The sequence below is a fragment of the Streptomyces sp. NPDC030809 genome (assembly GCF_055572195.1).
The window spans coordinates 202,423-213,063 of the sequence record NZ_JBVIDV010000012.1 but is presented as its reverse complement, the minus strand read 5'-3'; the positions used below and the strand labels follow the sequence as shown (position 1 = coordinate 213,063).

At 72.5% G+C, this 10,641-nt stretch carries 8 protein-coding genes; all 8 read right to left on the bottom strand.

All coding sequences use genetic code 11. The features are described 5' to 3' along the window. Nucleotides 1-173 precede the first annotated feature (173 nt). Complete coding sequence (locus ACZ407_RS18285; protein ID WP_468129280.1) at nt 174-1,508, bottom strand: cytochrome P450; 1,335 nt, start codon at nt 1,506-1,508, stop codon at nt 174-176. Further along, nucleotides 1,505-2,959 carry an FAD-binding oxidoreductase gene (locus ACZ407_RS18280; RefSeq protein WP_468129278.1) on the bottom strand — a complete coding sequence of 485 codons (1,455 nt, stop codon included), beginning with the start codon at nt 2,957-2,959 and terminating at the stop codon, nt 1,505-1,507. Before ACZ407_RS18280 ends, ACZ407_RS18285 begins: the two co-directional genes overlap by 4 nt. Before the next feature lie 49 nt (nt 2,960-3,008). Beyond that, nucleotides 3,009-4,613 carry a benzoylformate decarboxylase gene (gene mdlC, locus ACZ407_RS18275; protein WP_468129276.1) on the bottom strand — a complete coding sequence of 535 codons (1,605 nt, stop codon included), beginning with the start codon at nt 4,611-4,613 and terminating at the stop codon, nt 3,009-3,011. A gap of 260 nt (nt 4,614-4,873) precedes the next feature. Continuing rightward, the gene (locus ACZ407_RS18270; RefSeq protein ID WP_468129274.1) at nt 4,874-5,908 is read right to left on the bottom strand and encodes an ABC transporter ATP-binding protein; all 1,035 of its coding nucleotides are present in this window, start codon (nt 5,906-5,908) and stop codon (nt 4,874-4,876) included. Beyond that, nucleotides 5,901-6,884, bottom strand: a complete 984-nt coding sequence (locus ACZ407_RS18265) for an ABC transporter ATP-binding protein (RefSeq protein WP_468129272.1) — start codon at nt 6,882-6,884, stop codon at nt 5,901-5,903. The genes ACZ407_RS18270 and ACZ407_RS18265 overlap by 8 nt, the downstream gene beginning before the upstream one ends. A gap of 13 nt (nt 6,885-6,897) precedes the next feature. Beyond that, the gene (locus ACZ407_RS18260; protein ID WP_468129270.1) at nt 6,898-7,887 is read right to left on the bottom strand and encodes an ABC transporter permease; all 990 of its coding nucleotides are present in this window, start codon (nt 7,885-7,887) and stop codon (nt 6,898-6,900) included. Further along, nucleotides 7,880-8,803, bottom strand: coding sequence for an ABC transporter permease (locus ACZ407_RS18255; protein WP_468129268.1), 924 nt, complete (start codon nt 8,801-8,803; stop codon nt 7,880-7,882). Before ACZ407_RS18255 ends, ACZ407_RS18260 begins: the two co-directional genes overlap by 8 nt. An 84-nt stretch (nt 8,804-8,887) precedes the next feature. Continuing rightward, nucleotides 8,888-10,513 (bottom strand): peptide ABC transporter substrate-binding protein, encoded by a 1,626-nt coding sequence (locus tag ACZ407_RS18250; protein WP_468129266.1) that lies wholly within the window; start codon nt 10,511-10,513, stop codon nt 8,888-8,890. Nucleotides 10,514-10,641 lie beyond the last annotated feature (128 nt).

Below are 10,641 nucleotides of genomic sequence, written 5' to 3'. Positions count from 1 at the left end.
GTGGCGGGGTGGGTTGCCGGGTGCGCGGGTGCGGGGGCGGCCGGGTGCGGGGGACGGGCGGCCCGGGCCCGCCGCCCGCCCCGGCCCGGCGGGGCCGTCGCCGCCCCGCCGGGTCCGCGCCCGTCCGCGCACCGCCCCGCGGATCGGCAGGGCGGGGCCCGGAGGGGCCGGGGTCAGTGGGCGCAGAGGGAGAGGCGGATCGAGGACGGGGGGAGGATGCCGGGGAGGGGGCGGCACGGGTTCAGGGCGGGCCCGGTGTTCGACACCCGCCGCCCGCGCAGGAGTTCGCGGCAGACCGCGGCCCCGACGAGCAGGCCGAGCCGGTCGCCGGGGCAGCGGCCGCCGCCGTGGCCGAACGGGGCCGTGCGGGTGTCCCCGTCGGCGTCCTTGGCCAGCCAGCGGCCCGGGACGAACAGTTCTCCGGCCGGCACCGTCTGCGGGTCCCGCTGGTGGAAGCCGACGGGCACCAGCACGTGGGTGCCCGCCGGGTACGCGACCCCGCGCCAGACCGTCTCGGTCCGGGTGACCCGTACGAGGTCCGGCACGATCGGCCACAGCCGCAGGGACTCCTGGAGGCAGGCCCGCATCCGGGTGTCGTCCGCGCGGGCCGCGTCCTGCTCGGCCGGGTGGACGGCGAGCAGCAGCAGGGTCTGCGCGACCACCGTGCCCAGCGCGTCCAGGGCGAGCAGCCAGTGGTGGGCCTGTCCGACCGGGTCCAGCTCGGGGAACTCCGGGCCCGCGGGGACGGACAGCGCGCGGGCCGCCAGGGTGTGCGCGGGCGCCTCGGCCGCGTACTTCTCCAGGCGGGCGGCGAGCTGCGCGTACAGGCGCTCGTTGGCGGGGTTGCGGCCCTTGCGCAGGCCCATCCAGTTGGCCTCCTCGCGGAGCCGGACCAGGCCGCGGTGCAGGTCCTCGTCGTTCGCGGCCCGGTCGCCGAGGACGATCCGCCGCCCGATCCGCGCCATGGCCCGGCGCAGGCAGCCGTAGTCGAGGACGTCGGAGGCGGTCAGCCGGGCGCATTCCTCGCCGACCACGGCGAGGAACTCGGCGCAGGAGGGGTGCACGGGCCGGTCGGCGGCCAGCGCGTGGTCGTTGACCTCGCGGCGGGCCTCGCGCAGCGGGCCGTGCGAGCAGATCACCCCGGTCGGCTCCAGGACCTCCAGCATCCTCAGCTTGTCGGCGGCGTCCAGGGCGAGGTGCTCGACCGGTTCGGCGAAGAACTGCGCGATGTCCGCGGGGTCGAGGAGCACCAGCAGGTCCCCGGAGAGACCGCGGATGCGCACCGGCGCTCCCCCGTACCGGGCGCGCAGGGCCCGCAGGGTGCCCGCGGACCAGCCGTACTGTCCGGCGGCCGCGAAGGCGGCGACGATACGGGGGCGGGGCGCGGCGATGCCCCGTGCGAACGCGGGCAGGGTGTGCGTCAGGGCGAAGCGCAGGGTCTCGGCCCGGCCGGCCTTGGCCGGGCGGGCGTAGGAGAGGGTGGGCGCCGGGGAGCTCAGGCCGCTCACGCGTGCACCGCCCGGTCTCCGGCGGGGGCCGCGGGGGCGCCGAGGTCGAGGACCTTGCCGGGGTTGAGGAGGTTCTCGGGGTCGAAGAGCCGCTTGAGCCCGCGCTGGAGCTCCAGGCCGACGGGGTCGAGCTCGCGGGCCAGCCAGTCCCGCTTGAGGGTGCCGATGCCGTGCTCGCCGGTGGTGGTGCCGCCGAGGGCGAGGCCGGCCGCCATGATGTCGTCGTAGGCGGTCTGTGCGCGCCGGAACTCCTCCGGGTCGGCCTCGTCGAAGACGACGGTGGGGTGCAGGTTGCCGTCTCCGGCGTGGCCGAGGGTGAAGATCCGCAGCCGGTGGCGGGCGGCGATCTCCTCGATGGTGCCGACGAACTTGGCCAGTTCGGACCGGGGTACGGCCACGTCCTCGATGAAGGCGGTGGGCCGGCCGGGCAGGGTGGCGGCGAGGGCGCGCAGCGCCGGGGTGACCAGCCGGCGGGCCTCGATGACCTGCCGGGACTCCTCGGGGCTGGTGGCGGTGACCATGTCGAGGGCGCCCGCCCCGGTGCAGAGCCGGCCCATCGCGGAGAGCTCGCGGGCGGCCGTGGCGGGGTCGGGGGCGTCGCTCTCGACGATGAGGGTGGCGGCGCTGCCGGGCTTGAGGAGGGAGCCGCCGTGGGCGACGACGGCCTCGGTGGTGGCCCGGTCCATGAGCTCCAGGGCGGAGGGGGTGTGTCCTGCGGCGGTGATCGCGGCGACGGCGTCCCCGGCGGCGGCGAGGCTGGGGAACTGGGCGAGCAGGGCGAGGGCCGGGGGCCGGGCGGGCCGCAGGGCGAGGGTGGCGCCGACGACCACGGCGAGCGTGCCCTCGGAGCCGACGACCAGGCGGGTCAGGTCGTAGCCGGCGACGCCCTTGGCGGTGTCGCGGCCGGTGCGCAGCCGGCGGCCGTCGGGCAGGACGAGGTCGAGGCCGAGGACGTAGTCGGCGGTCACCCCGTACTTGACGCAGCAGATGCCGCCGGCGCCGGTGGCGATGTTCCCGCCGATGGTGCAGGTCTCCCAGGAGGCGGGGTCGGGCGGGTAGCACAGGCCGTGCTCGGCGACGGCTTCGGCGAGGGCCTTGGTGGTGACGCCGGGCTCGCAGCGCACCAGCCGGTTGGCCGGGTCCACGGCGAGGATCCGGTCCATGCGGGTGGTGTTGAGGACCACGCAGCCGTCCACCGCGTTGGCGGCGCCCGCGAGCCCGGTGCGGGCGCCCTGCGGGACCACCGGCACCCGCAGTTCGTGGGTGGCGGACAGGACGGCGGCGACCTGCTCGGCGGTCCGCGGAAGGGCCACGGCGACGGGGGTGCCGGGCTCGGAGAAGGGGGCCGCGTCACGGGAGTGCGCGCTCAGCAGGCCGGGGTCGGTGAGCAGCTCGCCGGGCTCGGGGAGTACGGCGCGCAGGCGGGCGAGGAGGGGGGTGTCGGTGGACATGCCGGCCTTCGGGGTGTCGGGAGGGTGGGCGGACGGGCGGGGCGCGGGCTCAGAGGGTGGGGAGTTCGGTGGTCACCGGTACGTCGATGAGCACCGGGCCGTCCTGCTGCTGCGCGGAGTCCCGTACGAGCTTGGTGAGTTCGCCGGCACTGGCGGCGGAGTGGGTGCACAGCCCGTAGCCCTGGGCCACCGACACGATGTCGAGGCCCGGGATGTCGAGGCCGGGGGCGCCCTGGGCGTGCTCGATCTGTGCGAACCAGTGGAGGATCGCGTACGCGGCGTTGCTGAGGACCACGAAGGTGACGGGCACCCGGTACCGGGCGGCCGTCCACAGGGCCTGAACGGCGTAGTGGACGGAACCGTCGCCGATGACGCAGACCACGGGCCGGCCGGGCACCGCGAGCTGGGCGCCGACGGCCGCCGCGGCCCCGAAGCCGAGTCCGCCGCCGGCGGAGAACAGGTACGAGCGGGGGGTGGCGATGCGGGTGGCCTCGTGGAACTGGGGGATGTTGGAGGGGGATTCGTTGACCCACAGGGTGTTCTCGGGGGCGCCCATGGCGATGGCCTTGAGGGCGGCGAGCGGGCTGAGCACCCCGCCTTCGGCCTCGGAGTGGCGCAGTTCGCGCGGGACGGGCCGCAGCGGGCTGCCGGCCGGCAGCCGGTCGGCGAGCGCCCGGGCGGTCAGCGCGAGGTCGGCGACGACGGCGTCCCCGACGGGGGCCTTGGCGGCCTCCTCGGCGTCGCGGGTGATCAGCACCAGCCCGGCGCCCTCGGGGAGCACCTCGCCGGGCACGTAGGGGTAGTAGCGGAAGACCTGGGCGCCGATGACGAGCACGAGGTCGTGGCCTTCGAGGGCGCGGCCGAGGGGGCCGATGGCGGGCGGCAGGTCCCCGCGGAACTGGGGGTGGGTGCGGGGGAAGGAGACGCGGGCGGCGGCGGGGGCCGCCCAGACGGGCAGGGCGGCGCGCTCGGCGAGGGCGAGGACGGCGTCCCAGGCGCCGGAGTCGTCCACGTCGTCGCCGACGACGAGCACGGCGGAGCGGGCGCCCGCGATCCGGCCGGCGAGGGCGGCGACGGTCTCGGGGGCGGGGGCGGCGGCGTGGGTGATGCGGCGGGCGGCGGCGGTGCGGCCGGCCCGGTCCTCCTGCTCGGTGAGCGGGGCGTCCATGTCGTCCATGGGCAGGGAGAGGAACACCGGCCCGCGGGCGGGGGTTTCGGCGATCTGCACGGCGCGGGCGAGCGCGGGGGCCGTGTCGGCGGGGCGCGGGGGCTCGTAGGCCCATTTCACGGCGGGCTGCGGGAGGAGGGTGGCCTGCGGGTTGGTGAGCAGTGCCTCGGCGGTGGTCATGGCCCGCACCTGCTGGCCGGCGGTGACGACCATCGGGGTGCGGTTGGCGCGGGCGTTGAGGATGGCGCCCATGGCGTTGCCCGTGCCGGGTCCGGTGTGCAGGTTGACGAGGGCGGTGCTGCCGGAGGCGAGGGCGAACCCGTCGGCCATCCCGACGACCACGGCCTCCTGGAGTCCGAGCACGTACCGGAAGTCCTCGGGGAATTCCTTGAGCATGGGCAGCTCGGTGGAGCCGGGGTTCCCGAAGACGGTGGTGATGCCGCGTTCCCGCAGGACGTCGAAAACGGCTTCTCGGACCGTGCGCATGGTGCTCCTCCGCGCAGTTGGCGACAACTGTCGGTGACACATCGTGCACGTTCTGTGGATCTTGGCAAAACGCCTGCCGCTGTCAACTCCGTCTGCTAAAGCCCCGGTCCGCGGCGGGTCCGCACCCGGGCGGGCCCCGGGATACGTGCGGCCCGCGGTCCGCCGGGCCGGTCACGCTGCGTCCACCTCGCGCCCTGCACACCCTTCGTCCGGGTGAGCCGCCGCACCCCGTGCGCCTCCCCGTGCGCCTCCCCTTCCGGTCACGGCTCCTGGGTGGGGACCACCTGCTTCTCGGCGGCGAAGTGGCAGGCCGAGTCGTGGGCCGCCGGCCCGCTCTGCCCGCGGAAGGCCTCCGGGACGGCCAGCAGGGGGACCTCGTCCGCGCAGCGCTGCTGCGCCTTCCAGCAGCGGGTGCGGAAGCGGCAGCCGGACGGCGGGTTGGCCGGGGAGGGCACGTCGCCGGTGAGGATGATGCGCTCGCGGTGGGCGCGGGCGCCGGGGTCGGGGACGGGGACGGCCGACAGCAGGGCCTGGGTGTACGGGTGGGTGGGGTGGTCGTAGATCTCGGCGTCGGTGCCGGTCTCCACGATGCGGCCGAGGTACATGACGGCGACCCGGTCGGAGATGTGCCGGACGATGGACAGGTCGTGGGCGATGAAGACGTACGACAGGCTGAACTCGGCCTGGAGCCGCTCCAGGAGGTTGACCACCTGGGCCTGCACGGAGACGTCGAGGGCGGACACCGGCTCGTCGGCGACGATGATCTCGGGCTGGAGGGCCAGGCCGCGGGCGATGCCGATGCGCTGGCGCTGGCCGCCGGAGAACTGGTGCGGGTAGCGGTTGATGTACTCGGGGTTCAGGCCCACCACGTCCAGCAGGTCCTGCACCTTGCGGCGCCGGTCCCCCTTGGGCGCGACCTCGGGGTGGATCTCGTACGGCTCGCCGATGATGTCGCCCACCGTCATGCGGGGGTTGAGGGAGGTGTACGGGTCCTGGAAGACCATCTGGATGTTGCGGCGGACGGCCTTGAGGGCGCGCGGGGACAGCCGGGTCAGGTCCTCGCCCTTGTACGAGATCGCACCCGAGGTCGGGCGCTCCAGGTTGACGAGCATCTTGGCGACGGTGGACTTGCCGCAGCCGGACTCGCCGACGATGCCGAGGGTCTCCCCCGCCCGCAGGTCGAAGGTGACCCCGTCGACCGCCTTGACCGCGCCGACCTGCTTCTTGAAGAGGATGCCCTGGGTCAGCGGGTAGTGCTTGACCAGGTCCCGGACCTGGAGAATGGCCTCAGCCATGCAGGCACTCCTTCCAGAAGTGGCAGGCGCTCGTCCGCGGCACGGGCGATTCGGTGACCTCGTACAGCGGGGGCACGTCGGTCCGGCACACCGGCCGGGCCATCGGGCAGCGCGGGTTGAAGGCGCAGCCGGGCGGGATGGCGAGCAGGTTGGGCGGCAGGCCCTTGATCGCGTAGAGCTCCTGGCCCTTCTGGTCCAGGCGGGGGATGGAGTCGAGCAGGCCCCTGGTGTACGGGTGCGCGGGTGCCGCGTAGATCTCGTGGACCGGTGCCGCCTCGACGATCCGGCCGGCGTACATGACGGCGATCTTGTCGGCCACGTCGGCGACGACGCCGAGGTCGTGGGTGATGAGGATCAGGCCCATGTTCAGCTCGCGCTGGAGTTCCGCGAGCAGGTCCATGACCTGGGCCTGGACGGTCACGTCGAGGGCGGTGGTGGGCTCGTCGGCGATGATGAGCGAGGGTTCCAGGGCCAGCGCCATCGCGATCATGATGCGCTGGCGCATGCCGCCGGAGAACTGGTGCGGGTAGTCCCCCACGCGTTCCTTGGCCGCGGGGATCTTCACCCGGTCCATGAGCTCCACGGCCTTGCCGCGGGCGTCCTTGCGGGACATCCCGCGGTGCACCTCGAACATCTCGCCGAGCTGGGCGCCCACGCTCAGCACCGGGTTCAGGGAGCTCAGCGCGTCCTGGAAGATCATGGCCATCTCGGCCCCGCGGATCCTGCGGCGCTCCTCCTCCTTCATCGTGAGCAGGTCGGCGCCCTTGAAGAGGATCTGCCCGCCGGCGATCCGGCCGGGCGGCATGTCGAGGATGCCCATCACGGCCTGCGCGGTGACGGACTTGCCGGAGCCGGACTCGCCGAGCACGGCCAGGGTCTGGCCGGCGTCCACCGAGTAGTTGACCCCGTTGACGGCCTTGGCGACCCCGTCGCGCGTCTTGAACTCGACGTGCAGGTCGCGGACTTCGAGCAGCATGTCCGCCGCCTCCTCAGCGCAGCTTGGGGTCGAGGGCGTCGCGCACCGCGTCGCCGAGCATGATGAAGGCCAGCACGGTGATGCTCAGCGCGCCGGCCGGCCACAGCAGCATGTGCGGCGCGTTGCGGATCTGGGACGCCGCGTTGGAGATGTCGATGCCCCAGGAGACGGTGGGGGGCCGCAGGCCCACGCCGAGGAAGGACAGGGTGGCCTCCAGCGCGATGTACGTGCCCAGGGCGATGGTCGCGACGACGATGACCGGGGCGACGGCGTTGGGGGCCACGTGCCGCAGCAGCATCCGGCTGTTGCCGGCGCCCAGGGCGCGGGCGGCCTGGACGTAGTCGTTCTGCTTGGCGGTGATGACGGAGCCGCGGGCGATGCGGGCGATCTGCGGCCAGCCGAGCAGCACGATGAAGCCGACCACGGGCCAGACGGTGGTGCTGGTGACCACGGACAGGAAGACCAGGCCGCCGAGGACCACGGGGATGCCGAAGAAGATGTCGGCGACCCGCGACAGCAGGGCGTCCCACCAGCCCCCGAAGAAGCCGGCCAGGCCGCCGAGCAGCGAGCCGAGCAGGGCCGCGCCCACGGTGGCGCAGATGCCGACGGTGATCGAGGCCCGGGCCCCGTGGACGGTACGGGTGTACACGTCGCAGCCCTGGGTGTCGAAGCCGAAGGGGTGGCCGGGCTCGGAGCCCTGCTGGGACTTGGCGAGGTCGCACTTGAGGGGGTCGCCGCTCGCGATGAGCTGCGGCCAGATCGCGATGACGACGAGGAAGAGGATCAGCAGGGCGGAGACGATGAAGACGGGGTTGCGGCGCAGCTGGTGCCAGGCGTCGGACCACAGGGAGCGGGCCTTCTCCCGGGGGCCGGGGCCGCTGGGCGCGAGGTTCTTCTCCAGGCTTTCGGCTTCTTCGAGCGCGAGGTCCATGGCGCCGCCCTGTCCGGTGGGGGCGATGACTTCCCTGTCGCCGGGCTGGAGCGGGTCGTACGGCTCAGGCATAACGGATCCTCGGGTCCAGGACCGCGTAGAGCAGGTCGACGAGCAGGTTCGCCAGCAGGAAGACGATCACGAGGATGGTCACGAAGCCGACGACCGTCGGGGCGTTGTTGCGCAGGATGCCCTGGTAGAGCTGGTAGCCGACGCCGTGGATGTTGAAGATCCGCTCGGTGACGATGGCCCCGCCCATCAGGGCGCCGATGTCGGTGCCGATGAACGTGACCACGGGGATCAGGGAGTTGCGCAGCAGGTGCCGGGTGATGACCCGGCGCCGGGGCAGGCCCTTGGCCACGGCGGTGCGGACGTAGTCGGCCTTGACGTTCTCGGCGATGGAGGTGCGGCTGAGCCGGGTGACGTAGGCGAGGGAGACCAGGGCCAGCACGATGCCGGGGAGGATCAGCTGGTCGAAGGGGGCGTCGGAGGAGACGGTGGGCCGCACCCAGCCCCATTTGACCCCGAGCACGAACTGGAGCAGGTAGCCGGTGACGAAGGTCGGCACCGAGATGATCACGAGGGTCAGGACGAGCAGGCTGGTGTCCACGGCCCGGCCGCGGCGCAGGCCGCTGATGACGCCGAGGGTGATGCCGACGAGGATCTCGACGACGATGGCGACGATGGTCAGGCGCAGGGTGACGGGGAAGGCCGAGGCCATCAGCTCGGTGACCTTCTGCCCGTTGAACGCGGTCCCGAAGTCGCCCTGGAAGATCTGGCCCATGTAGTGCAGGTACTGCTTCCACAGGGGCTGGTCGAGGTAGAGGTCCTTGCGGATCCGGGCGGCGGTGGCCGGGTCGGGGGCCTTGTCGCCGAAGAGGGCCGCGACGGGGTCGCCCAGCGCGTACACCATGAGGAAGATCAGGAACGTGCTGCCGATGAACACCGGGATCATCTGGAGCAGCCGGCGGATTACGTAGCGTCCCATCAGACGCCTCCAGAGTCTTGGTGGCCGCCCCGGCGGCGGATCCCGCGCGCCGGGGCGGCCACGCCTAGTGGCGAGGGCGTGGGGTCAGCCGACCTTGATCTTGTCGTAGACCGGGACGCTGAACTGGTTGAGCTGGACGTCCGAGAGGCGCTCGGAGTAGCCGGCGCTGCCGTTCTGGTACCAGAGCGGGATGGAGGGCATCTGGGCGGCGAGGATCTTCTCGGCGTCCTGGAACTTGGCGATGGCCTTGGCGGTGTCGCTCTCCTGGTTGGCCTCGTCGACGAGCCTGTCGAAGTCCTTGTTGCTGAACTTCCCGTAGTTGGAGGAGGCGCCGGTGTAGTACAGCGGCTGGAGGAAGTTCTGGATCAGCGGGTAGTCGCCCTGCCAGCCGGACCGGAAGGGGCCGGTGAGCTTGTACGAGCTCTGCTGGTTGCGGAAGTCGGCGAAGGTGCCGACCGGGTTGACCGTGCAGACCGGGCCGCGGCCCAGTGCGTTGTTGATGCTGTTGCAGACGGCGTCCATCCACACCCGGTGGGAGCCGGTGTCCACGTTCGAGGTGATGGTGACCTTGCCGCCGGGCAGGCCGCCGCCGTCCTCGATCAGCTTCTTGGCGGCGGCGGGGTCGTAGGTGCACAGCTCCCCGCACACGTCCTTGTAGCCGCCCTTCTCGCCGAGGGCGGTGGAGGTCCAGTCCTTGGCCGGGCTGCGGGTCTCCTGGAAGATCTGCTTGGTGATCTCCTCGCGGTTGATGGCGCGGGAGATGCCCTGGCGGACCTTCTCCGTCCCGGCCTTGCTCCAGCGCGGGTCGTACAGCGGGAAGGTGAGGGTCTGGATGATCAGGGCGGGCTGGTTGATGTACCGGTCGCCGAGGTCGTTCTTGACGTTCTTCAGCTGCTGGGCCGGGACGTCGTCCACCAGGTCCAGGTTTCCGGCGATCAGGTCGGTGTAGGCGGTGTTGTTGTCGGTGTAGACCTTGAGGTCCACCCCGCCGTTCTGGGCCTTGTCGGGGCCCGTGTAGCCGTCCCACTTGCGCAGCTTCATGCCGCTGCCCTTGGTGTACGAGTCCACCGTGTACGGGCCGTTGCCGACGGGCTTGTCGAGCCAGCCGGCGTGGTCGGTGAAGAAGGCCTTGGGGAGCGGGGAGAAGGCCTGGTAGCCGAGTCGGTCGGGCCAGGTGGAGGACTTCTCCTTGAGGGCCACGGTGAAGGTCTTGGCGTCCTTGACGACCAGCCCCTTCATGGTCTTGGCCTTGGGGTCGCCGGACTCCGGGTGCAGGTCCTCGTAGCCGGCGATGTCGCCGAAGAACGGGGAGTTGTTCTGCTTGTTGCGCACGTCGGCGGCGTAGTTCCAGGCGTCGACGAAGGACTGCGCGGTGACCGCTTCGCCGTTGCTGAACTTCCAGCCGTCCTTCAGGGTGACGGTGAAGTTCTGCTGGTCGGTGCTCTCGATCTTCTCGGCGACCATGTTCACGGCCTCGCCGGTCTTCGGGTCGTAGCGCTTGAGCCCGCGGAAGAGCATGTCGAGGACCTTGCCTCCCTGCACCTCGTTGGTGTTCGCGGGTTCCAGCGGGTTCTGCGGGTCGCCCCACGAGGAGCTCACGATCCCGGCGCCGTCACCTCCGCCGCTGTCGCTTCCGCCGCCGCAGGCCGTCGCTCCGAGGGCGACGGCCACCGCGCATGCGGCCCACTTGGCGTGCGTGGCTCCGCGCATGGAGTGCCTCCTCATGGCTCCCAGGTCGTCCTGTCGTCCCTGGTCGTACGTGGAGCCAATGTCACCCCGGATGGGGGAGGACCGCATGCCGGGCGGGCCCGATCGGGCCCGGCTGTCACCCGGTTGCC